Raw genomic sequence first — 21405 nt, 5'->3', positions numbered from 1 at the left:
AACGCATGAGCGAGAACTTCTACGACGTCCTCGGTGTCTCGCGGGACGCCAGCGAGGAAGAGATCAAGAAGGCGTACCGCAAGCAGGCCGCCAAACACCACCCCGACGTCAGCGACGACGACGACGCCGAGGAGCGGTTCAAGAAGATCCAGAAGGCCAAGGAGGTGCTCACCGACGAGCAGAAGCGCCAGCAGTACGACCAGCTGGGCCACGACCGCTTCACCGAGGCCGACAAGCGCGGCGCGACCGGCGGCGGCGGTCCCGGCGGCGCGGGCGGTCCCTTCGGCGGCGCGGGGGGCGCCGGCGGCGCCGGCGGCTTCGAAGACATCTTCAACCAGTTCTTCGGCGGGGGCCGCGGCGGAGGCGGCGGTGGCGGAAACCGACCGCGACAGGGACAGGACCTCCGCACCGGCCTCACGATCGATCTGGAGGAGGCGTTCGAGGGCGCGACCAAGGAGGTCACCCTCACGCGACCGACCGAGTGCGACACCTGCGACGGCGCCGGCCACCCGCCCGACGCCGACGTGGAGACCTGCCCGCAGTGTAACGGGCGCGGGCAGGTCCAGCAGGTCCAGCAGACGCCGCTCGGCCGCGTCCAGCAGACCTCGACGTGTCCCCGGTGCGAGGGCGAGGGCGAACTCTACAGCGAGGACTGCGCCGACTGCGGCGGCGACGGCGTCGTCCGCGAGGAGGCGACGCTCTCCGTCGAGATTCCGGCGGGGATCCGCTCGGGACAGAGCCTCCGGATGGAGCGCGAGGGCGCGCCCGGCGAGAACGGCGGTCCGAAGGGCGACCTGCTGATCGAGGTCGACGTGGACGTCGGCGACCGGTTCCAGCGCGACGGCGACGACCTCCGCGTGAACGAGGCCGTCTCCTTCCCGCAGGCCGTCTTCGGCGACACCATCGAGGTCGAAACGGTCGACGGGAGCGTCGAGATGGACGTGCCCGCCGGCACCCAGAGCGGCGAGACGTTCCGCCTCAAGGGGAAGGGGATGCCCCGCCTGCGTCGGCGCGGGCGCGGCGACCTCTACGTGCAGGTCGGGGTCGTGATTCCCGAGGAGCTCAACGAGGAGCAGCGCGAGGCGCTGGAGGCGTTCGCCGAGGCCGGCGGCGAGGACGTGGACGTTGGCGGCGGCTTCTTCGAGAAGCTGAAGAGCTCCTTTTAAGCGCCGGCTTCGGCGACGCCCTCTCGCCGACCCGTACCTTTTCCGCGGTCCGGTTCCTCTCTCCGATATGGGCTACGACGCGACCGCCTACGACGACGTCGAACCGCGCGCCCCCGGCATGTACTTCCTCCGCGACGCGCTCGACTGCGAGGAGCTCGGCGTCACGGTCGTCGAGGCGAACGACGGCTGGGAGGGAATGGAACACGACCACGCCGAGGAGGGTCACGAGGAAGTGTACGTGCTGCTCCACGGCGAGGCGACGCTCACCGTCGACGGCGACCCCGTCGAGCTCGGACCCGGCGACGCGGTCCGGGTGGACGCCGACTCCACGCGCGACTTGGCCTTCTCCGCGGACGGCTCGAAGATGGTCATCGCCGGCGCCCCCTGAGAGACCCGCGGTCTCTTTCCGACCTTCGCCGCCCGGCTCGTGAGTCCCGGGAACGCCTCCGCGTTTTTAAGTCTCGCCCGCCCCGAGCCGCGGGCATGGACGTCGTCGGCGATCTGCTCGATCGCGACCGCCGGAGCCGCGAGACCGCGCTCGTCACGCCGGACGGACGCGAGCGCACGTACCGGGACCTGATCACCAACGCGTACAAGGCCGCCAACGTGTTGCGCTACCTCGGCGCCCGCGAGGGCTCGACCGTCGCCGTCGAGCCGACGCCGGGGTTTCACACGACGCTCGCCTTCTTGGGCGCCGCGGGGCTGGGGGCTCCGGTCCGATTCGACCCGGCGCTGGGGCTCGAACGAGGCGATCGCGTGGTGCTCGTCGACGTGGCCTACGAGGCCGGCGCGGAGCCGGCGCCCGGCACGAAGCTCGCGGTCTTCGGCGGCCCGCCGGACCGCCCCGAAACGACGCACTGGGAGCAGGAGCTGTGGAGCGAGAACCCCGCGACGCCGCCGAGCGACGTCGACCCCGGCGACCCGGTTGTCCGTGTCGCCGACAGCGAGGTCACTCACCGCGACCTCCTCGCGGCGGCTTCCGCAGTCGTCGACCGGTACGGCATAAACTCCGACACTCGGGTCGTTCTTCGAGGTGACTTCTCGGACCCGCGGACGCTGGCCGGGAGCGTGGTCGCGCCGCTCTCGGTCGGGGGAACGGTCGTCCTGGCGGACCGGAATTCCGACCGCGAGAACGGCGGAGCCAGTAGCGATCCGACAGTGGTCGTTGACGGCGATACAGAACTACCAAAGTAGCGGCGAGTGACTGTTCCCCCGCTCGAAGGGAATCAATTAGGCGTTGGCCGGGTGAAAGTCGGACCAGCGGGGCTGCCAAGTGAACTGCGGCTCAGCGAGTCCGCGATAGACGTCTTGGATGAGCCGGTCTTTGCTGATCGCCGAGGCCACCGCCTGCCGGAATGAGACGTGTTGGAACAAGTTACCCGGACCGGTTCCCCACCCGTTGTCCCGCTGGTTCACGGAAAGAACCGTGCTGTAAGACGTGGGGATCCGCCGGAGCGTCACGGCATCTCTCCCGTCATACGACTCGTACTGCTCCAGCGGGATGGCGGCCGAGTCGATCTCGCCGGCTTCGAGCGCCTCAAGGTGAGACGCCTGCTCCTGAACGACGCTGATCGAGGCCGCCTCAAAGAGCGGTACCCCCGGAAACGGGTCGGACCCCTCGTCGATGTCGCGCAGGTAGTACTCGTCGTTGCGGGTGTATGTTGTCCCGGATCCACGGTTCCACTCGTCGAGCGTGAACGCGCCGAGGTTGCCGGTGAAGCGTAGTTCGAGCAGCTCCTCGTCCTGTTCGAGGCCGTCCGCGTCCTCCTCCTCGACGTACGGCTCGACGAGGCCGCGCGGAATCGGGTACAGGAGCGGGTCGTACGACTGGGGCCACAGGAGGGTGGGCCGTTCGAGCGTGGCCTGAAACTCGAACCTGCCGGTCTGTTCGACCTCGACGCCGTCCCAGCTGGTCGACGCGGCGGTGTTCGCCCAGTCGGACTGGTGGAGCTCCTGAATCAGATAGACGAAGTCCTCGGCAGTAACCTGCCCGTATGGTTCGCTGAACCGGAGGTTCTCGCGGACCTCGAACGTCCACACTGCTCCGTGCTCGGTGGACATGTCGTACAAGAGCGGGAAGTACTCCTGATTCTCGTCGAACGTATATCCCCGATCGAGCGCGCGACCGATCGCTATCCGCTCGCTGCCCTCTGTGTGATACAGCGGGTTCAGGGTCTCGAACGCGGCCGAGGTAACGCTGTCGTACGAGCCAGAGACTGCGGGATCGGTAAAGTACCACGCCGGCAAGTCCCATCCGTTCGAGAAGTTCTCGGCCGGCCCGCTAAGCTTGGAGGTGTAGCCGACGAGGTCGTCGCTGAACAGCAGCGTGATGTACGGCTGCTCGCGGGCGAGGTTCTCGAGGATCTCGACGACCGCCTCTCGGAGTTCAGCAGGGTTCGTCGCCTTCCCGGCATCCTCGAACAGTTCCCGTGCGTTGAACCGGGGGTAGTAGCCAACTGGATTGTAGGACGAATCCGCGCCGGCGAAAAACAGCTCGTTCGTCAGTGGGTTCAGAGGATGGGTGTTCAGTCCGAACACGGTCGACATGTCCCACGGCTCCCTGCTCGTGACGGAACGCGGGCCGGGGTTCTGCGGTGTCGGACTCGCCCACTCGACCGTGTTCCCGTCAACCGTGTCGGTACCACCTCTCGGCTCGGCAACCCAGTGCTCGTTGTTGAACCGGACGCTGTCGATCGCCTCGACGGCGACGTCAATGCCGAGATTCTCACCAAGTTCCTTGGCGATAAACTCGGCGGTAAGCCGCGAGGTCTCCTGTCCCGTGCTGTGGTAGATATCCAGCTCCACCTGATCGCCCGCCGGGGAGACCAAGTTGCCGCCGTCGAAGCCGTAGTCGTACTCTGACTGCTCGAATGCCTGCTGTGCGAGCTCGCGGGCTATCTCCTCGCCGTGTAGATCGTCAACGCCGAATTGCGGGAAATCGCCGATATCAACGGTATCGCCACCGTCCCCCCCATTGGGACCGTCTGTTTTGGTCTCGCCGCCGTTCCCCTCGCCGCCCCGCTCGGAACAGCCGGCGAGCGTCGCGACACCGGTGGTGCCGAGCGCGGAGAGATACCGTCGCCGATGAATATGTTTTTCGCTAATATTTCCAGGAGTAGAATACTGCTGTCGCACGTTCTACCTCAATAAGAAGAAATACAAAAACACCCAGATCTACGTCGAGCTGCATGACCGACAGACGGATCCCAAAACCCCTAACCCATCGGATCGAACGGGGCGTATGACCGAAATCCACCCCGATCAGCGCGTCGCGGTGCTCGCCGACTCGCAGAACCTGTACCACTCCGCCCAGAGCGTGTACTCTCGCAACATCGATTACTCGGGACTGCTCGAGGCGGCCGTCAACGACCGGTCGCTCGTCCGGGCGATCGCGTACGTGATCCGGGCCGACTCCCCGGAGGAGGAGAGCTTCTTCGAGGCGCTCCGCGGCATCGGCTTCGAGACGAAGATCAAGGACATCAAGACGTTCGCCGACGGGTCGAAGAAGGCGGACTGGGACCTCGGAATGAGCCTCGACGCCGTCTCGCTCGCGAGCCACGTCGACACGGTGGTGCTCTGTACGGGCGACGGCGACTTCGCCCGGCTCTGTTCGCACCTCCGGCACGAGGGCGTCCGCGTCGAGGCGATGGGCTTCGGCAACTCCGCGGCCGACGAACTGATCGAGGCCGCCGACGACTTCGTCGACCTCGCGGAAGAAGAGGAGACGTTCCTGCTGTAACCGCGCCGGAGTCAGCGTCCCGCGCCGCCGAGGTCAGCGTCCCGCGCCGCCGGCGTCCCCGAGCACCGCGCCGATCGCCAGTTCGACCGTCTTCGCGGCCGCCTCCACTTCTCGGACCCGGACGTACTCCCGCTCGGCGTGAGCCACCGCTCCGGCCTCGTCCGCGAGGTCACCGGGCCCGAACACGACCGTCGGCGCCGGTGCAAAGTACGACGCCTCCGTCGCCGCGCCGAAGGGCCGGATCGCGCCGCCGCGGTCCGCCGGGAGCCCGACCGACTCGCCGGCGCTCCGGGCAGCGCCCGCGACCGCTTCCACCAGTTCGTTGTCCGGGTCCGTCGAGAACGCCTCGAAGAACGGCGACTCGCGGTCCGTCAGCGCGACCTCGACGCCTACGTCGTCGGGGGTCGACGCTCGGACCGCGTCCGCGAGCGACGACCGGAACCCCTCGGCCGTCTCCGGCGGGACGCTCCGCCGGTCGACGGTGATTTCACAGTCCGCGGGCACCTGATTCGTCGCGCCGCCGCCCTCGATGACGGTCGGCGTGAGCTTCGGCGGGCCGAGCTGCGGGTGCTCGTCGGCGCCGTCGTCGAAGGTCCGGATCGCCCCGAGCGCGCCCTCGGCGGCCGCGACCGCGTTCGCGCCCGCGAACTCCGCGGCGTGGGCGGCGGTCCCCGACAGCTCGACGGTTCCCTGAAACCGCCCCTTCGCGGCGGTGCAGGCGTCGAGACCGGTCGGCTCGCCGACCAGGAACAGGTCGCCGTCGAGCCGGTCGTCGGTCCCGGGCGAGCGACCGGTCAGCGCCGCCGCGCCGAGCGACAGCGACTCCTCGTCCGGCGTGAGCGCCAGCGTGATCCGCCCGCGCTCCGGGTCGGCGGCGAGGAACCCGGCGAGCAACGCGGCAAGCGGCCCCTTCGCGTCGCAGGACCCGCGCCCGCGGATCACGGCTTCGGGGGCGTCACCGGCGTCTTCCGAACCGCCGCGCTCGTCCTCGGTCGCCTCCCCGCGCTCGAACGGGACGTGCGGCGTCACCGTGTCGAGGTGCGTGTTCGCCACGAGGTGCGGGCCGTCGTCGGGGGCGTCCGAGCGCTTCTCGGCGAGCACGCAGCCGCCGGCGACGACCTCGCAGTCGACCCCGAACCGGTCGAGCGTCTCGACGACGAGCGCGCGCATCTCGTCGACCGACTCGTGAGACGGGATCTGGACCGCCCGCTCCAAAAAGGAGACCGCGTCGAACGCTCCCTCGCTCATCGCGGGTCGGCCGGGAGCGTCCCGGTGAACTCGCGGGCGACCGGGCCGGTCAGGGTGGCGTGCCCCTCGTCCGGCACCGTGATCTCCAGCTCGCCGCCCGGCGGTCGGCTGACCGCCGACTCGCCGGCGATCAGGCCGAGCCGACGCGCGGCCGCGACGACCGCGACCGCGCCGGTGCCGCAGGAGCGGGTCTCTCCCTCGACGCCGCGCTCGAAGGTTCGCTGGTCGATGACGGCGGGGCCGTCGCCGGAGCCGTCGTCGACCACCGCGGCGAGGTTCACGTTCGCGCCGTCGGGGAAGACGTCGGCGTGACGGACCGGCGGCGCGACCGCGTCGAGGTCGACCGCGTCGATCCCGTCGGGGTCGTCGCGGCCGCCGTCGACGAACGCGACCGCGTGCGGGACCCCGGTGTTGACGGCGGTGACCGTCAGCCCCTCCACCGGCTCGTCGATCAGCGGCGTGTCGCGGGCGAGCGGCACGCGAGCGGGGTCGAACGTCGGCTCGCCCATCTCGATGGTGGCCGCGGTCGCGTCCGCGGTCACGGAGGCGCGCCGGGTGCCGGCCTGCGTGTCGATCATGAACTCGCGGTCGCCCGTCCGGTCGTGGGCCCACAGCGCGACGACGCGGGCGCCGTTGCCGCACATCGTCGCCGTGGAGCCGTCGGGCTGGACCAGCGTCATCACGACGCGGGTGGGGTGAAAGCGCTCCTCGACGCTGAGGAAGAGGACGCCGTCGGCGCCGCGTCGGCCGGCGGACGCCCCGTCACCCTCGGCGTCGAACTCCGACCCGTCGACGCCGGTCTCGCGGTCGCAGTGGGCGCGAGCGAAGGCCGCGCGGTCGCCGACGCCCTCGGCGTCAGCGTCGACGACGATGAAGTCGTTGCCCGTGCCGTGGTACTTCTCGAACGGGACGGCGTGGGCGCTCATCGGCCCGCCCCCGTCCGGTCGGTTCGGCCGGTTCGGTCGGTCCGGTCGGGCGTCGCTTCCCGCTCGACCGCCGTCAGGTCGCCGAGCGCCTCTCGGCGGCGGACGACAGCCGCGGTCCCGTCGTCGAGCGCGACCTCCGCCGGCCGCGGTCGTGAGTTGTATTGGTTCGCCATCTCGTATCCGTACGCGCCCGCGATCCCGACCGCGAGGAGGTCCCCGCGGACCGGGTCGGCGAGCGCTCGGTTCCTACAGAGGACATCGCCGGTCTCACAGATAGGTCCGGCGACCGTGACAGGGGTTGCCTCCCGCTCGTCTGGGGCCGGGGGGTCGCTCCCGTCGCGTTCTCGCCCGCCGCCGAGGTTCCGGATCGGGTGGTAGGCGTCGTACATCGCCGGGCGAAGCAGGTCGGTCATCCCGGCGTCGACGCCGACGACGCGCTCGTCCGGGGTCGGCTTCACCGTGTTCACGCGCGTCAGGAGCACGCCCGCGTCGGCGACGACGTACCGCCCGGGCTCGATCGCGAGGTCGACGCCCGCGGGGAGCGGGGCGACCGCCTCCCGCGTCGCCTCGGCGACCGCCGGGAGGTCGAGCGCCGGCGCGTCCTCCTCGTAGGGGACCCCGAAGCCGCCGCCGACGTCGACGTATTCGAGATCGAGGGGGTCGGCGTCCGCGTCGTCCGGGGACGCCAGCTCCCGCGTCAGTTCGCCCATCCGGGCGACCAGCTCGCGGTGGCTGTCGAGCTGGTCCGGGTCGATGCCGGATCCCGCGTGCGCGTGGATCCCGACCACGTCGAACCGGTCGGCCGCGTCCCGCGCCGCCTCCGCGGCCCGATCGAACGGGATTCCGAACTTCGCCGCGCCGCCGGTCCGGACCTTCTCGTGGTGCCCCGCGCCGACGCCGGGGTTCACCCGGACGCAGACCCGGCCGTCGTAGCCGCGCTCGGCCAGCCGGTCGAGGGTGTCGACGGCGCCGACGGTGACCGTGATGTCGGGCTCCGCCTCGGCGACGCCGACGACGTAGTCGAGGTCGCGGGCGGGCGGGTTCACCGCGGTGTAGTGGAGCCGCGAGCCGCCGAAGCCGGCCGCGAGCGCGCGGTCGACCTCGCCCGCCGAGGCGCACTCGGCGTCGAGGCCCGCCTCGCGGACCGCCTCCAGCACGGCCCGACCGGTGTGGGCCTTCACCGCGTACCGCACCTCGGCGTCCGGGAAGGCGTCGCGCAGGCGCTCGCAGTTCTCGCGGACGCGGTCGAGGTCCTGCACGTAGAGGGGCATCCCGTGGTCGGCCGCGAGCCCGGCAAGGCGGTCGGCGTCCCAGTCGCTCACGCGTCGGACCGAGGGGTTTGGCGGAGACTCTGCAGCCGGTTCGGGGTCGCTCATTCGCGGAGCGCGTCCTCTCGCTGGGTCGCCTCCAGCGTCTCCTCCTCGACGTGGGTCGCGACCACCGCGGGCTTGTACGCGCCGCCCTCGAACAGGTCGTGGTCGCCCACGGACGACTCCACCATCCGGGTGAACGCCCGGCGCTCGGCCGGGAGGTGGCCGTAGATGACCTCCTCCTCGACGAGGTCGTAGACGGGGATCCGGGGGGTGAGCAGGGTGTTCTCGCCGACGATCGAGTTCTCGCCCACGCGGAAGCCCGAGGTGACGCGGCAGCCCGCGCCGAGCGAGACGCCGTCCTCGACGATGACGGGCGCGTCCTCGACCGGTTCGAGGACGCCGCCGATCAGCGTGTTGGCGCCGAGCTTGACGTTCTCGCCGAGCTGGGCGCAGGAGCCGACGGTGTCACAGGAGTCGACGAGCGTCCCGTCGCCGACGTACGCGCCCATGTTGACGAACGAGGGGCTCATCATGATGCAGTCGCTGCCGAGGTACGCGCCGCGGCGGATCGCGGTGCCGTCCGGCGTGTTTCGGGTGCCGCGCTCGCCGAGGTCGTCGGTGTCGCGCAGCGGGAGCACGTCGTGATAGGTGACGCCGCCGTACTCGCGCGGCTCGGTCTCGCGCAGGCCGAAGTTGAGCAGGATCCCCCGCTTGACCCACTCGTTGGCCTCCCACGAGGTCACGTCGTCGCCGGTCTTCTCGGCGGCGCGGACCTCGCCGGCCTCCAAGGCGGCGAGGAACTCGTCGATCACGGCCGCGTCCTCGTCGGTGGCGTCGGCGGCGGTCAGCCCGTCCTGATAGCGGTCCCACAGATCGGATACGTCGGCTTCCAGCGTCATTGAATGGTGTATGGATGAGTGTCGGTATTTATTCGTCGATGTGCGTATGCGCGTCAGGCATCTGTATCCGCGTCCAGCACGTCGCCGAACCCGTACCAGCCGGGGTCGCGGCCGGCGAGCCAGTCGGCGGCGTCGAGCGCGCCCTCGGCGAACACGCCGCGGTCGCCAGCGCGGTGGGTGAGCTCGATCGACTCGCGGTTCCCCGCGAACAGCACCTCGTGCTCGCCGGTCACGTCGCCCGCGCGCCGGGCGTGAACCCCGATCTCGCCGGCCTCGCGCGGCGCGTCGCCCTCGCGCCCGTGGACGCGCTCGTCGAGGTCCTCGCGCACGTCCTCCACGTCGTCGAGGATCGACTTCGCGGTGCCGGAGGGGGCGTCCCGCTTGGCGTTGTGGTGCGTCTCCGTCAGCTCCACGTCGTAGCCGGGGAGCGCGGCGGCGGCCTCCCGGACCGCGCGCCGGAGCGCGGCGACGCCGCGCGCGAAGTTCGACGCCTTGAGGACCGAGACCGACTCGCTCGCGGCCCGGAGCGAGTCGATCTGGGCGTCCGCGAAGCCGGTCGTCCCGGTGACCATCGGCACGCCGGCGTCGGCGCAGGCCTCGGCGTACGCGACCGCCGACTCGGGCCCAGTGAAGTCGACGAGCGCGTCCGGCGCCTCGGCGGCGAGCAGTTCGTCGAGGCGGTCGGCGTCCCGGACGTCGACCCCGGCCACCGGGTCGGTCGGGGTGCGGTTGACCGCGACCGCGACGGCGACGCCCTCGCGAGCGGCGGCGGCCTCGATCACCTCGCGGCCCATCCGGCCGCCTGCGCCGGTGACGGCGATCCGGAGGGCGGGGTCCGCGCCGCTCATTCGGCGTCCCCCGTGGCGGGGCCGAGGGCCTCCGGATCGACGGCCGCCGGATCGACGGTTCCGGGGGCGCCCTCGTCGTACTCGGCCAGCAGCTCGCGCAGGACCGCGCGTCGGTCCTCGGAGAGCCGCGAGAGCGGCGAGCGGACGCGCGGGCCGCCGCGCCCGCGGATGTGCATCGCCTCCTTCACCGGGATCGGGTTCGTCTCGGCGAACAGCTCGCGGACGAGCGGCGACAGCTCGTGGTGGAGCGCCCGCGCGCGGTCGTAGTCGCCCGAGAGCGCGGCGCCGACCATCGCGCAGGAGCGCTCCGGCTCGACGTTGGCGACGACGCTGATGGTGCCCGTCCCGCCGATGGAGAGCACGGGGAGCGTGAGCCCGTCGTCGCCGGAGAGCACGGCGAACTCCTCGTCGCGGGTGCGCTCGATCACCTCGCTGATGAGGTTCAGGTCGCCGGAGGCGGCCTTGTACCCCTGGATGTTCGGGTGTTCGGCGAGCTCCGCGGTCACGTCAACGGGGATCGACTGCCCGGTCCGGCTCGGGACGTTGTAGACGATCTGCGGGAGGTCGACCGCGTCGGCGATCGTCCGGTAGTGCTCCAGGAAGCCGGCGGGCTCGGGCTTGTTGTAGTACGGGGAGATGAGGAGGAGGCCGTCCGCGCCCGCGTCGGCGGCGCGCTCGGAGAGCGAGAGCGCCTCGGCGGTGTTGTTCGAGCCCGTGCCGGCGATCACGGGGACCTCGTCGACGGCGTCGCGGACCGTCTCGATCACCGCGACGTGCTCGTCGTGGGTCATCGTCGCCGACTCGCCGGTCGAGCCGACGGGGACGACCCCGTCGACCCCGGCGCGCTCGAGGTACCGGGCGTTGTCGGCGAGCTGGGCGTGATCGACCTCGTTCGCGTCGGTGAAGGGTGTCGTCATCGCCGGATAGACCCCCTCGAAGGGCGCGTCGGTCGGCTCTCGGTCCGTCTCGTCGGTCGTCGCGTAGGGCGTCGTGGTCGTGGTGTCCGTCATGGTGTGGGTGGTGGAGTCTGTGTGCGGTCGGTGTTTGCGTCAGTCGGAAACGGTGCGCGCGTGTCGGGGGTCGTCCGGGACGGGGTCGCCACTCCCGCCGTCGGACGAGTCACGCGCGTTTTTTCGAGAAGAGCCGCGTCGCTGCCGGCGTCGGCGAGCCGCGTCCTGACGCGGGTCGGGTCACACCACGGTATGCGCCTTTGGCTCGCTTATAGATTGCGCCTCGGGTGGAAAATTGCGTCCGCGCGACCGATCGGCCTTTCGTCTCCCGATCACCGACCACGAACACCCTTTTAAGAACTCGCCGCGTTTTCACCGATCTCATGACCGACTCCTCCGACACCGGCTCCTCCGACACCGGCTCCCCTGACGCCGACGGCGACCCCGGCGGCTCCGACCAGGTCGACGCCGACCCCGACGCGGACCGCCACGAGTACCATCCCGACCGGGAACACGCGTTCCCCGACGAGCGGCTTAACGAGGTGCTCGACCGGATCGAGTCGGATCCCGAGATCGCGGCGTACCTGGAGGCCCAGAACGTCAACCCGGTCGACCGGAAGGGGTACAACGACCACGGCGCGAAACACGTCGAGATCGTCCGGGACCGCGCGCTCCGGCTGTACGACCTGCTGAAGTCCGGCGGCGTCGAGTTCAACGGCGCCCGCCAGCAGGGGCTCGACGAGGCGGACGAGCCGGTGATCATCGCGCTCGCCGCGACGCTCCACGACATCGGACACGTCGTCCACCGCCACGACCACCCGTACTACTCGATCCCGCTCGCGGCCGACTACCTCGACGACTTCCTCCCCGCCTTCTACGGCGTCCCCGAGCGGGTTCGGGTCAAGGCCGAGGTGCTCCACGCCATCCTCTGTCACCACACCGAAGAGCAGCCGCTGACCCGCGAGGCGGGCGTCGTCCGGATCGCCGACGGTCTCGACATGGAGCGGGGGCGCTCGCGGGTCCCCTACGAGGAGGGCGGCCGCGGGATCAACACCGTCTCTTCACAGGCGATCGAGCGCGTCTCCCTGCGCGAGGGCGAGAAGACGCCGGCGCAGGTCGTGATCCGAATGAACAACGCGGCCGGCGTCTACCAGGTCGACTCGCTGCTCAAAGCGAAGATCGAGGGGTCGCTGTTGGAAGACCAGATCCGGACCGTCGCGATCAACACCCACCGCGACGGCGACGGCAACGGGTCGATCGTCGACCGGATCGAGCTGTAGGCCGCTTTCGGAGCGTCTCTCGGCCGTCTCGGTACGGGAAACCGAGCGTCTCTCGGCAGTCCCGGCTACGGACCCCGAAGCGTCTCTCCGGCACCGCTCCGGTGCGGAGCCCGGTCGGCGACCGTCGTCGTCGCGACGTTCGTCTCCTCGATCAGGTCGGTCGCGGTCAGCCCGCCGTCGAGCTGGCACCCCTCGCGGCTCCCGCCCCCGAGGAGCGGCGCGACCGGGAGGCCGTTCCGCGTCGACCCCGCCGCCGCGACGCCCGGCTGGTTGACGACGAGCCGACCCGGAGCGAGCCGCTCCGCGGCCCGCGTGACCCGCCCCTGTCGGGTCGTGTGGACCGCGGCAGCGTGCGGCCCGCCCAGCTCGCTCGCCAGCCGCAGCGCGGGGCCGAACCCCTCGCGGGCGTGGACCGTGACCGCCGGAATCCCCGGGAGCGTCGCCAGCGGGTCGTCCCCTGACCCCGCCGTCTCGTTCCCGTCTCCGCCGCGGACCCCCCGGTCGACGATCAGGAACGCCGCCGCGTCCGCGGCCGGTGGCAGGTCGAGCGCGGACGCGAACCACCGCGGCGAGTTCCCGACGGGATCCGACGACCCCGCGTTCCGGTCCGCGCCGTCCGCACGGACCGCGTCCGGGGCGCCGTCCGTCAGCAGGTCGCGGAGCCGGTCGCGCTCGGCCGCGTCGAGGACGTACCCGCCCTCGTCTTCGAGCGCCGCGGTCAGCGGCTCCGTCGTCCCCGTCGCCGTCACCGCCGCGGCGTCGGCCGCGGGGTGGGACCCGAAGTCGTAGGTCGCGCCGACCGCGACGCGCGTCGCCACCGCCGAGACCGACGCCGACCCGTCCGAGACCGCGACGAGCCCGTCGGCGCCGGCGCAGGCGTTCGGCGTCCCGCAGCGCTGTCCGGCCGCGACCGTCGCCGCCGACCCCGAGGCGACGACGAAGTCGGCCCGCTCGAACAGCGAGTCGGTCCCGGGCTTCGACGGCGGCGCGGGGACCATCGAGACGGCGTCGGCGGGCGCGCCCGCCGACGCGAGCCCCCGCCGGAGCTCCTCGACGACCATGTCGCAGGTCTCGACCGCCGACGGCGACGGCGCGAGGACGACCGCGTTCCGCCCGGCCAGCGCGTACAGCGACGCGACGGCGGGGACAACCACCGGGTGCGTCGCCGGGACCGCGACGCCGACGACGCCGACCGGCCGGGCGACGGTGAGCCCGCCGCGCCGGTCGTCGCGGTCGATCACGCCGGCGGTCGCCGTCTCGCGGAGGTGCGCTCGCGCCCCCTCGATCGCCGTCGATATCTTCTCCGTCTTCGCCCCGGGGTGCCCCCGGTCGGTCTCGGTGGCGGCCGCCAGCGCCAGCCGGCTGACGGTCTCCGCGTCGCTCAGCCGGTCCCCGATCGCCTCGACGATCCGCTCGGTCGCCGCGGCGTCGCGCTCCGCGAGCCGCGCTCCCGCGGCCCGAGCGTCGGCGACGGTCGTCTCCACCCTGTCACCTCCCTCCTCGTCCGCGACCACTCCTCCGTTCATACGCGGATCCCGTTCGCCGAGCCCCATATTCTCATCCGGTGGCACACTGTGTCACCTCGCGACGAGACGTGTGATCGAGGAAACAGTTATTCGGGTGGGCCGAGTCGTGGGCGACGAATGGAGGCGCCCTCAGCGCTCGTCGAGGTGGTCGAACGCCGGCTCGACTTCCTCGAGCGACTCGTCGAGGAGGGGCTTCGGAAACACGAGCTGGTCGACGAGCTCGGTCACTCCCGCTCGACGGTCAACCGCGCGATCGACGAGCTGGAGGCGGCCGGGCTCGTCGCCGGCGAGACCGACGGGTACCGGACGACCCTGACCGGGCGACTGCTCGCGCGGAGCTACCGCCGGTTTCTGACGGTCGCCGCCGACGTCGACGCCGCGAGCGAAACGCTCGCCCCGCTCGGGCCGGACGTCGCGCTCGCCCCGGCCGCGCTGCGGGACGCCGACACCTATCGCGCCGCGGCCCCCGACCCGTATCGACCCCTGGAGCGCCTCGATGCGGTCCTCGCGGACGCCGAGAGCGTCGCCGCCGCGCTCCCGGCGCTCCCGTACCCCCGGCTGCTGGACCGGTGCCGGCGGATCGCCGCCGACGGCGGGCGCGTCGAGCTCGTGCTGACCGAGCGTACGTACCGACACGCCCGCGAACGCTACGCCGACACGCTGGGCGGACTCGCGGCCGGCGACGGCGCCGGGGTGTCCGTCATCGACGCGGTCGAGGTCGGCTGTCTCGTCGCCGACGGGACGGCGGTCCTAGTCGTGTTCGACGACGACGGCGGCGTTCACGGCGTGGCCGAGTCGACGGACCCGGAGGCGGTGGCGTGGGCCCGCGACCGCGTGCGCGACCTCCGTGAGGCGGGTCGCGACGCGACGGGCGAGCTCGCCGCGATCCGTGAGGCGAGGGCTGGACGGGACGGGGAGACCGCCGGCGTCGCCGAGCCCGGGGGCGACGAGCGCGACGGCGCGGTCGAGACCGACGTGGCCGACGCCGGCGGGTTCGACGCGTTCGGCGCGCCGCCCCGGGCCGGCGGGCGCTCCTCGTCCCCGGACCCCCTCTCCGCGCAGGGATTCGTCGCGCTCGACGACGCGCTGCTCGACCGCGACGCCGACCCGATGGGCCCGCTCCGCGCGACGGCGTCGTTCGCCGAGGTCGACGACGGGTACGTGCTCGACCGGACCGCGGTCCGCGACGGCTCGCGCCGGTCGATCGCCGACCGGCTGATCGAGGGGCTCGACGGTGGAGACGACCACGCGCTGGTCGGTCCGGCCGGCGGCGGGAAGAGCACCGTCTGCCGGCTCGCCGCCGTGCGGTGGTACCGGTCGGGGCGGGGGGCGGTGCTGTACCGCGCCGGCGACGAGGGGGAGCCGTTCGCGGCCGCCGACCGGCTCCGCGAGCGCGCGCTCGACGCCGAGGGGCACGCGCTCGTCGTCGTCGAGGACGCCGTCGATCCCGACGCGGCGGACGCGGTCCGCGTGGCCCGCGAGCTGGCCGACCGGACCGACGTCTCGTTTTTGTTCGACGCGCGCGAGGACCGGTACGACGACCCCGACTCGCTCCCGCTCGACCCGATCGACCTCGAGTACCGGCGGGAGATCGAGACCGTCCGGATGCCGCGGATCGACGAGCGCGAGGCGGAGCGACTCGCGGAGCACGTGGCGGACCTCACCGGCGCCCCGCCGGTCGCCGATCCGGGGTCGCTTCTCGACGCGGTGCGCCGGCCGGCCGACGACCGGTCCGGCGAGCTGCTGCGCCTCGTCCACCACCTCGTGCGGACGGGCGACCTGCTCGACGGCGACTCCTCGGCCGGGGAGGTCGGTGCCGGAGACGCGGCCGAGGAGCGCGAGACGGGGCTGGAAGCGTCCGTCTCGACGGCGGTCCGCGATCTGACCGGGCGGCCGTCCCCGACGGCGGACGTCGCGGTGCTGGCGAACCTGCTCAACGTGGCCGGGATCGGCGACGTGCGGGAGTTCGCGTACGCGCTCGCCGACGACGAGACGACGCCCGAGTCGGTGCGGCGGGCGCTGGACCGGCTGTCGGGCACGGTCCTCGTCCCGACCCCCGACGAGCCGGACCGGACGGTCCACCAGGAGTGGTCGGTGCTGTTCTTAGAGCGGCTCCTCGACCGGGAGCCGGAGCCGGTCGTCGCGAGGCGGGTCGGCCGCGCCGCGACGCGGGTGCTCGCGCTCGCCGACGAGCCGGCCAGGCGGTCACGGATCCGGCGCGCGACGGGCGGCGACGCGCCGGCGATGGACCGGATCGAGCGCGACCCCGAGGCGTGGGCGGCCGACACGGTCCGGGCCCTGTACGGCGTCGGGCGGCGCTACCCGCGGCTCGCGGGACTGTACGGGCGGGTCCGCTACTCGTGGATCGACCTCCCCGACGCCTGCCCGGCAGAGCTCCGGGACCGGCCGCCTGAGTGGGTCGCGCGCATGTACGTCGACGCGGGCGACCTCGACGGCGCGACCGACGCGCTCGACGCGTGGCGGCCCGCGGACGAGGCCGGCGAGGCCGAGCGCCAGCGCGGGTACGGCGACGTGGCCCGCCGCCGGGGCGAGTACGACGCGGCCCGCGACCGCTACGACCGCACCGCGGAGCTGTTCGCGTCGGCCGAGGACCGCCGGGGGCTCGCCGCCGCGGTCCGGGGGCGGGCGCAGGCCGCCCACTTCGCCGGCGACTACGAGGCGGCGTACGAGGCCGCCTCGCGGGCGTACGCCATCGCCGCGGCGGTCGGCGACCCGATCGCGGTCGCGAAGGCCCTCATGGACGCCGGGAACGCGCTCGACGCGCTCGACGGCACCGACGCGGTCATCGACCACTACCGCGTCGCCCGCCGGCTGTTCGGGGCCTACGACGACACCCACGGCGAGGCGAACGTCGGGACAAACCTCGCGGTCGCCCGCCGCCGGCGCGGCGACCTGGCGGCCGCCAAACGCGAGGCGCAGCGCGCGCTCGACGGCTACCGGACCGTGGGCGACGAGCACCGCGAGGCGGTCGTCCTGTTGAACCTCGGCGCGATCGCCGAGCAGCGCGGCGAGGTCGGCGAGGCGGCGGCGCACGCGAGGGAGGCGCGGGCGATCGCCGACCGGGTCGGGTCCGACCTCTACCGCGCGTTCGCGGTGAGCCACCTCGGGTCGGCGGCGCAGCTCGCCGGCGACCTCGACCGCGCGGAGCGGCACCTCCGCGACGCGCTGTCGGCGTTCGAGGAGCTCGGCGCCGACTCCCGGCGGGCGATGGTCGCGGTGACCCTCGCCGAGATCGGACTCCAGCGGGGCGACCTCGACGCGGCCGAGCGGTGGATCGACCGGACGGCGTCGCTGCTCGACGACCACGCGGGGCGACGGCGGCTGGCGATGCTCGACCGGAACCGGGGGGTTCTCGCGCTCGAGCGTGGCGACCTCGACGGCGCCGCGGCCGCGTTCGAGTCCGGGCTGGAGCAGGCGCAGGCGGGCGGATTCACCACGGTCGAGGCGCGCGTGCTCGGCGACCTCGGTCGCCTCGCGGCCGAGCGGGGGGACGCGCGGACCGCGGTCGACCGGCTGACGGCGGCGATCGACCTCGGCTGTCGGATCGAGTGCGTGCGCGCGGTCGTCCCCGCGGCCGAGGAGCTGGCGGCGCTGCTCGCGGCGCGTCGGGACGGGGACCTCGACGTCGATGCCCCCGGCCCGATCCCCGAGGCGGCGGCGACCGACTCGGCCGCGTACCGCGAGCTCGCGGACCGGTGGCGCGTCGGCGCGGACGGGGCCGCCGCCGACTTCACCGCGGACGGGAGCGAGGCCGAGTGAACCGGGGGATCGGGCCTCTCGTCGCCCGCGCCCCGTGTCGCAACCGCTTTGCGGGTGGCCGCGATAGGCCGGGTATGAGCGACGAAGCCGCCTTCGCGGACCTGCGGACCGGCGCCGACTACCAGTTCGGCGCCGGCGCGGGCGACGCGCTGTTCCCCCCGGACGAGACGCTGACCCTGCGGCGGTCGAGCGGCGGCCGCCCCAGACAGGTGATCGTCGGCGACGTGGACGACGACCCCGGCAGCCCGGAGGGCGACCGGCTCGTCTCCTACGGCACGGACGGGCGGTTCACCCTCGGCGTCGCCGGCGGACGCCGGCTCCGCGAGGCCTTCTCGACTCCGCGTCACCGAATGGTCGTCGGCGAGGAGAGCGAGCCGTTCGTCCGCGAGGGGCGCAACGCCTTCGCGAAGTTCGTGACCGCGGCCGACGACGGGATCCGCCCCGGCGACGAGGTGCTCGTCGTCGACGAGGACGACGCGCTGTTCGCGGTCGGACGGGCCGAGCTCTCCGGCGCCGAGGCCGAGCACTTCGCGAGCGGCGTCGCGGTGAAGGTGCGGAACGGCGCGGGGAGCGAGGGTAACCAGACCGACGAGTAGTGCACGCTCACCCCTTTTAAACAGATTTTATATTCATGCATGTGCGGTGGCGCGCGCCTCCGAGCGGTCGTCACCGACGACCGCGAGGAGCACCGCGCGAGGGAGTCGCTGGTACCCGGAGTGAAGCGACGGGTGCCAGCGACGAGGTTGGGGAGGTGTGAGGCCCGGTGCTGTGCGTGCGGGGTGGGACTCAAAGGGGCAGGCGCGCTCGGCGAACCCCAGCGACGCAAGGACCGCAGGGAGCGAGCAGCGCGAGCGACCGAGGACCGCAGCGAGCTGTGGGAGCCGAGCGCGCCTGGGGCTTTGGAGGCCTTCACCGCCGATACGGGAACAGCCATTTATAAGCGATCGACGGAGGCCTTCGGGAGAAATCATGCGTCGCCGGTAACCACTTATAAGCGGTCGACCACCCCCTCCTAATCCACTCACCCACCCAAACCGCCGAACGACCCGATCACCAACCCAACGCCCACGTATCGGGACCGACGGGTACACAAGCGGGCCGCGCCCACAATCCGGTATGGACGATATCGACGTCGAGCCGGTGGATCGCGTCGAGGAGTCGGAAAGTGACGGGAACGTCGACGCCGAGAGCGACCGCGAAACCGACCCCGATACGGATCTCCCGACCGAGACGGACACCGCCACGGCCCTCCCGGTGGGCGTGGACGCCCCGGACTACGTCCTCTACGGCGGGAAGGGCGGGGTCGGGAAGACGACGATGGCGGCCGCGACCGGGCTCGCCTCGGCGGCGGGCGGGGTCAGTACCTTGGTGGTCTCCACCGACCCGGCCCACTCCCTCTCCGACACCTACGAGACCGAGATCCCGGCGAAGCCGTCGCGCATCCGCGAGGAGATCCCGCTGTACGCCGCCGAGATCGACCCCGACGACGCGATGGAGGAGGGGATGTTCGGCGCCGACGGCGACCCCCTCGGCGGGATGGGCGAGATGGGGGACGCGATGGGCGGGATGATGGGCGGCGCGGGCGACGGGGCGGGAGACCCGGACGCCGACGGCGACGCCGGCCTCGGCTCCCTGCTCGGCGGGACGATGCCCGGCGCCGACGAGGCGGCCGCGATGCGCCAGCTGTTGGAGTACCTCGACGACCCGCGGTTCGACCGCGTCGTCGTCGACACCGCGCCGACTGGCCACACCCTCAGACTCCTCCAGCTCCCCGAGATCATGGACTCGATGATCGGCCGGGTGATGAAGCTCCGGCAGCGCTTCTCCGGGATGATGGACGGGATCAAGGGGATGTTCGGCGGGGGCGACGACGACCCCGACCCCTCCGCGGACCTCGACGAGCTCCGCGAGCGGATCGAGCGCCTCCGGAGCGTGCTCCGGGACCCGTCGAAGACCGACTTCCGCGTGGTGACGATCCCGGAGGAGATGAGCGTCGCCGAGTCCGAGCGGCTCGTCGCACGCTTAGACGAGTTCGGGATTCCGGTGAACACCCTCGTCGTCAACCGGGTGATGGAGGGCGTCGGCGACGTGACCGGGGCGAGGTCCCCCGGAGAGAGCGGGAGCGAGGAGACCGCGCCCGCGATCGACCCCGAGTGGGTCGTCGAGCCGAACCCGGACACCTGCGAGTTCTGCGCACGGCGCTGGGAGGTCCAGCAGGCCGCCCTCAGACGCGCGACGGACCTGTTCCGCGGGCGCGACGTGAAGCGCGTGCCCCTGCTCGCGAAGGAGGTCCGCGGGGAGGCCGCGTTGCGGGTCGTCGCCGCCTGTCTGCGCTGAGCCGCGTCTCGCCGCCGCCGTTCTCACTCGCCGCGCCGCTCGGCGTCGGAGAACAGCCCGTCGCGGATGTCGTCGGCGACGCCCGCGAGGTGCGCCTGCCCGAACGCCGCGACGAGCAGCGCGCCGACGGAGTTGTACATCAGGTCACCGACCGTGTCGTCGAGCCCGTGTTGCGCGAGCGGCATGTCGATCCCGGTCTCGTCGGCGACGATGTCGAGCGCGAACTCGAACAGTTCCCAGGCGACGCCGAACCCGAGGACCACCACGAAGATGAAGACGAACGCGAAGCGGGCGGGGATCCGGATCTCGTCGCTGTGGAGGTCGACGGCGCGGATCGTCGTGTAGCCCACGCCCGCGACGAGCGACGCCGAGAGCGCGTGCGTGACGTGGTCCCACCACTCGATCTGCGCGTAGAACCCCGCGGACCCGAGAGTGTGGAGGAAGACGGCGGTCGTGATCCACACCCCGAGCCACGGGTCCAGCGGGAGGTCGTAGTTCCGTTCGAGCACCGCCGGAACGAAGGTGACCAGCAGCCCGATCGTCCCGTTGGTGACCGCCTTCGTCCCGCCGCCGGGCAGCCCGAATGTGCCGCCGACCAGCCCGTAGACGATGATCCCGATGAGGACAGCCTGCATCGCCCTCGTGAGCCGGCGCTGCGTTCGCATCGAGGGGCGGGGGAGGAGCCTCATCGGCGCACCACCCGCTTTATCGCCCGCCCGAGGCGACGCCCGCGCCGCCGGAAGTACGCGTCGAAGAGCAGTCCCGCGGCGAGTCCGGCCAGCGTCACGTAGATCCACTCGACCATCAGCGCCTCGTTGGTCGTCAGGTAGGCGGTGTCGAGCAGGCGGTCGGCGTTCCACCGCAGGATCGTCCACGCCGCCGCCGTCGCCAGCGTCGTCAGGACGACGAGCGCCACCGCGAACCAGTGGGTGACCTGCAGCGAGGTGAACATGTGGAGCTCGACGGTGACGGCGAGCGCCAGCGCGGCGATCGCGAGGTACGTCGCGAAGACCCCGAGTTCCCCGCCGAGCAGCACGCGCACGAGCACGGGCAGCAGCGCGAGCCCGAGCAGTTCGGCCGGGAGCAGGACCTTCCAGTCGCGCGCCGAGACCGCGGGAGCCAACACGACCGCGACGAGGCCGACGACGAACGCCATCGACAGCAGGTCGGCGTCGAGGAAGCTCTCGACGAACACGCCGACGAGCACCGCGACCATCGCCCACACGACGATCGCGTTGGTGCGACCGTTTCGAAGCAGTCGGAGCAGCCGGTCAACGGCCTCCTCGTCGGACCCCCCGCCGCGTCGCGTTCCGTCCATACCGCGTGTCGAGGCCGGCGACACTAATAGGGGTTGCTCCGGCGGCGACCGAACGGACGCCCTTTTATCCGTCAC

18 protein-coding genes are annotated in these 21405 nt (G+C 72.2%); 8 read left to right on the top strand and 10 right to left on the bottom strand.

Translation table 11 applies throughout. The features are described 5' to 3' along the window. Window positions 1-5: 5 nt before the first annotated feature. The 3 genes from dnaJ to CK500_RS06370 all read left to right on the top strand — a co-directional run bounded on the left by dnaJ (window position 6) and on the right by CK500_RS06370 (window position 2360). Complete coding sequence (gene dnaJ / locus CK500_RS06380; RefSeq protein WP_095636420.1) at window positions 6-1166, top strand: molecular chaperone DnaJ; 1161 nt, start codon at window positions 6-8, stop codon at window positions 1164-1166. 67 nt (window positions 1167-1233) lie between these two features. Further along, the gene (locus CK500_RS06375) at window positions 1234-1554 is read left to right on the top strand and encodes a cupin domain-containing protein (RefSeq protein WP_095636419.1); all 321 of its coding nucleotides are present in this window, start codon (window positions 1234-1236) and stop codon (window positions 1552-1554) included. Between the two features lie 95 nt (window positions 1555-1649). Next, window positions 1650-2360, top strand: a complete 711-nt coding sequence (locus CK500_RS06370; RefSeq protein ID WP_095636418.1) for an acyl-CoA synthetase family protein — start codon at window positions 1650-1652, stop codon at window positions 2358-2360. Between the two features lie 36 nt (window positions 2361-2396). On the opposite strand, the gene CK500_RS06365 is transcribed toward CK500_RS06370, so the two are convergent. Continuing rightward, complete coding sequence (locus CK500_RS06365) at window positions 2397-4301, bottom strand: ABC transporter substrate-binding protein (protein WP_198951516.1); 1905 nt, start codon at window positions 4299-4301, stop codon at window positions 2397-2399. A 106-nt stretch (window positions 4302-4407) separates the two neighbouring features. On the opposite strand from CK500_RS06365, the gene CK500_RS06360 reads away from it, so the two are divergent. Then, on the top strand, window positions 4408-4905 hold the full coding sequence (locus CK500_RS06360; protein WP_095636417.1) for a LabA-like NYN domain-containing protein: 498 nt from the start codon (window positions 4408-4410) through the stop codon (window positions 4903-4905). Between the two features lie 33 nt (window positions 4906-4938). On the opposite strand, the gene CK500_RS06355 is transcribed toward CK500_RS06360, so the two are convergent. The 6 genes from CK500_RS06355 to dapA are packed head-to-tail and all read right to left on the bottom strand — an operon-like array spanning window position 4939 to window position 11149. Continuing rightward, the gene (locus CK500_RS06355) at window positions 4939-6153 is read right to left on the bottom strand and encodes a M20/M25/M40 family metallo-hydrolase (RefSeq protein ID WP_095636416.1); all 1215 of its coding nucleotides are present in this window, start codon (window positions 6151-6153) and stop codon (window positions 4939-4941) included. Then, a complete protein-coding gene (gene dapF, locus CK500_RS06350; RefSeq protein WP_095636415.1) occupies window positions 6150-7079 on the bottom strand; it encodes a diaminopimelate epimerase in 930 nt (309 codons plus the stop codon). The genes CK500_RS06355 and dapF overlap by 4 nt, the downstream gene beginning before the upstream one ends. Beyond that, window positions 7076-8455 (bottom strand): diaminopimelate decarboxylase, encoded by a 1380-nt coding sequence (lysA, locus tag CK500_RS06345; RefSeq protein ID WP_095636414.1) that lies wholly within the window; start codon window positions 8453-8455, stop codon window positions 7076-7078. The genes dapF and lysA overlap by 4 nt, the downstream gene beginning before the upstream one ends. Beyond that, a complete protein-coding gene (locus CK500_RS06340) occupies window positions 8452-9291 on the bottom strand; it encodes a 2,3,4,5-tetrahydropyridine-2,6-dicarboxylate N-succinyltransferase (RefSeq protein WP_095636413.1) in 840 nt (279 codons plus the stop codon). The genes lysA and CK500_RS06340 overlap by 4 nt, the downstream gene beginning before the upstream one ends. A 53-nt stretch (window positions 9292-9344) precedes the next feature. Further along, on the bottom strand, window positions 9345-10139 hold the full coding sequence (dapB, locus tag CK500_RS06335) for a 4-hydroxy-tetrahydrodipicolinate reductase (protein WP_095636412.1): 795 nt from the start codon (window positions 10137-10139) through the stop codon (window positions 9345-9347). Further along, a complete protein-coding gene (dapA, locus tag CK500_RS06330) occupies window positions 10136-11149 on the bottom strand; it encodes a 4-hydroxy-tetrahydrodipicolinate synthase (RefSeq protein WP_095636411.1) in 1014 nt (337 codons plus the stop codon). The genes dapB and dapA overlap by 4 nt, the downstream gene beginning before the upstream one ends. A gap of 323 nt (window positions 11150-11472) precedes the next feature. On the opposite strand from dapA, the gene CK500_RS06325 reads away from it, so the two are divergent. Then, complete coding sequence (locus CK500_RS06325) at window positions 11473-12369, top strand: HD domain-containing protein (protein WP_095636410.1); 897 nt, start codon at window positions 11473-11475, stop codon at window positions 12367-12369. Window positions 12370-12434: 65 nt separating this feature from the next. Here the strand turns inward: CK500_RS06325 and CK500_RS06320 are convergent, their stop codons facing one another. Next, a complete protein-coding gene (locus CK500_RS06320; RefSeq protein ID WP_095636409.1) occupies window positions 12435-13895 on the bottom strand; it encodes an aldehyde dehydrogenase family protein in 1461 nt (486 codons plus the stop codon). A gap of 117 nt (window positions 13896-14012) precedes the next feature. Between CK500_RS06320 and CK500_RS06315 the strand changes: the two genes are divergently transcribed. From CK500_RS06315 to CK500_RS06305, 3 genes are all read left to right on the top strand, one after another. Continuing rightward, on the top strand, window positions 14013-17675 hold the full coding sequence (locus CK500_RS06315; RefSeq protein ID WP_095636408.1) for a transcriptional regulator FilR1 domain-containing protein: 3663 nt from the start codon (window positions 14013-14015) through the stop codon (window positions 17673-17675). A 74-nt stretch (window positions 17676-17749) separates the two neighbouring features. After that, window positions 17750-18271: a PUA domain-containing protein gene (locus tag CK500_RS06310; RefSeq protein WP_095636407.1), complete on the top strand. Its 522-nt coding sequence runs from the start codon at window positions 17750-17752 to the stop codon at window positions 18269-18271. Window positions 18272-18791: 520 nt separating this feature from the next. Continuing rightward, the gene (locus CK500_RS06305; protein ID WP_095636406.1) at window positions 18792-20012 is read left to right on the top strand and encodes an ArsA family ATPase; all 1221 of its coding nucleotides are present in this window, start codon (window positions 18792-18794) and stop codon (window positions 20010-20012) included. Window positions 20013-20035: 23 nt separating this feature from the next. Here the strand turns inward: CK500_RS06305 and CK500_RS06300 are convergent, their stop codons facing one another. Beyond that, window positions 20036-20701 carry a hypothetical protein gene (locus CK500_RS06300; protein WP_095636405.1) on the bottom strand — a complete coding sequence of 222 codons (666 nt, stop codon included), beginning with the start codon at window positions 20699-20701 and terminating at the stop codon, window positions 20036-20038. Beyond that, window positions 20698-21330, bottom strand: coding sequence for a hypothetical protein (locus CK500_RS06295; RefSeq protein ID WP_095636404.1), 633 nt, complete (start codon window positions 21328-21330; stop codon window positions 20698-20700). The genes CK500_RS06300 and CK500_RS06295 overlap by 4 nt, the downstream gene beginning before the upstream one ends. Window positions 21331-21405: the final 75 nt, after the last annotated feature.

Origin of the sequence: Halorubrum salipaludis (assembly GCF_002286985.1) — an archaeon.
Taxonomy (GTDB): domain Archaea; phylum Halobacteriota; class Halobacteria; order Halobacteriales; family Haloferacaceae; genus Halorubrum; species Halorubrum salipaludis.
Note: the sequence above shows the minus strand (reverse complement) of the source record. Positions and strands in the feature narration are given on the sequence as shown.

Bases quoted from the DNA above. Each gene is read 5' to 3' on its own strand.
- CK500_RS06375 (WP_095636419.1), top strand. From the start codon at position 1,234: ATGGGCTACGACGCGACCGCCTACGACGACGTCGAACCGCGCGCCCCC.
- dnaJ (WP_095636420.1), top strand. From the start codon at position 6: ATGAGCGAGAACTTCTACGACGTCCTCGGTGTCTCGCGGGACGCCAGC.
- dapA (WP_095636411.1), bottom strand. From the start codon at position 11,149: ATGACGGACACCACGACCACGACGCCCTACGCGACGACCGACGAGACG.
- CK500_RS06300 (WP_095636405.1), bottom strand. From the start codon at position 20,701: ATGAGGCTCCTCCCCCGCCCCTCGATGCGAACGCAGCGCCGGCTCACG.
- CK500_RS06340 (WP_095636413.1), bottom strand. From the start codon at position 9,291: ATGACGCTGGAAGCCGACGTATCCGATCTGTGGGACCGCTATCAGGAC.
- CK500_RS06355 (WP_095636416.1), bottom strand. From the start codon at position 6,153: ATGAGCGAGGGAGCGTTCGACGCGGTCTCCTTTTTGGAGCGGGCGGTC.
- CK500_RS06360 (WP_095636417.1), top strand. From the start codon at position 4,408: ATGACCGAAATCCACCCCGATCAGCGCGTCGCGGTGCTCGCCGACTCG.
- CK500_RS06325 (WP_095636410.1), top strand. From the start codon at position 11,473: ATGACCGACTCCTCCGACACCGGCTCCTCCGACACCGGCTCCCCTGAC.
- CK500_RS06295 (WP_095636404.1), bottom strand. From the start codon at position 21,330: ATGGACGGAACGCGACGCGGCGGGGGGTCCGACGAGGAGGCCGTTGAC.
- dapF (WP_095636415.1), bottom strand. From the start codon at position 7,079: ATGAGCGCCCACGCCGTCCCGTTCGAGAAGTACCACGGCACGGGCAAC.
- dapB (WP_095636412.1), bottom strand. From the start codon at position 10,139: ATGAGCGGCGCGGACCCCGCCCTCCGGATCGCCGTCACCGGCGCAGGC.
- CK500_RS06305 (WP_095636406.1), top strand. From the start codon at position 18,792: ATGGACGATATCGACGTCGAGCCGGTGGATCGCGTCGAGGAGTCGGAA.
- CK500_RS06320 (WP_095636409.1), bottom strand. From the start codon at position 13,895: ATGAACGGAGGAGTGGTCGCGGACGAGGAGGGAGGTGACAGGGTGGAG.
- lysA (WP_095636414.1), bottom strand. From the start codon at position 8,455: ATGAGCGACCCCGAACCGGCTGCAGAGTCTCCGCCAAACCCCTCGGTC.
- CK500_RS06310 (WP_095636407.1), top strand. From the start codon at position 17,750: ATGAGCGACGAAGCCGCCTTCGCGGACCTGCGGACCGGCGCCGACTAC.
- CK500_RS06370 (WP_095636418.1), top strand. From the start codon at position 1,650: ATGGACGTCGTCGGCGATCTGCTCGATCGCGACCGCCGGAGCCGCGAG.
- CK500_RS06315 (WP_095636408.1), top strand. From the start codon at position 14,013: ATGGAGGCGCCCTCAGCGCTCGTCGAGGTGGTCGAACGCCGGCTCGAC.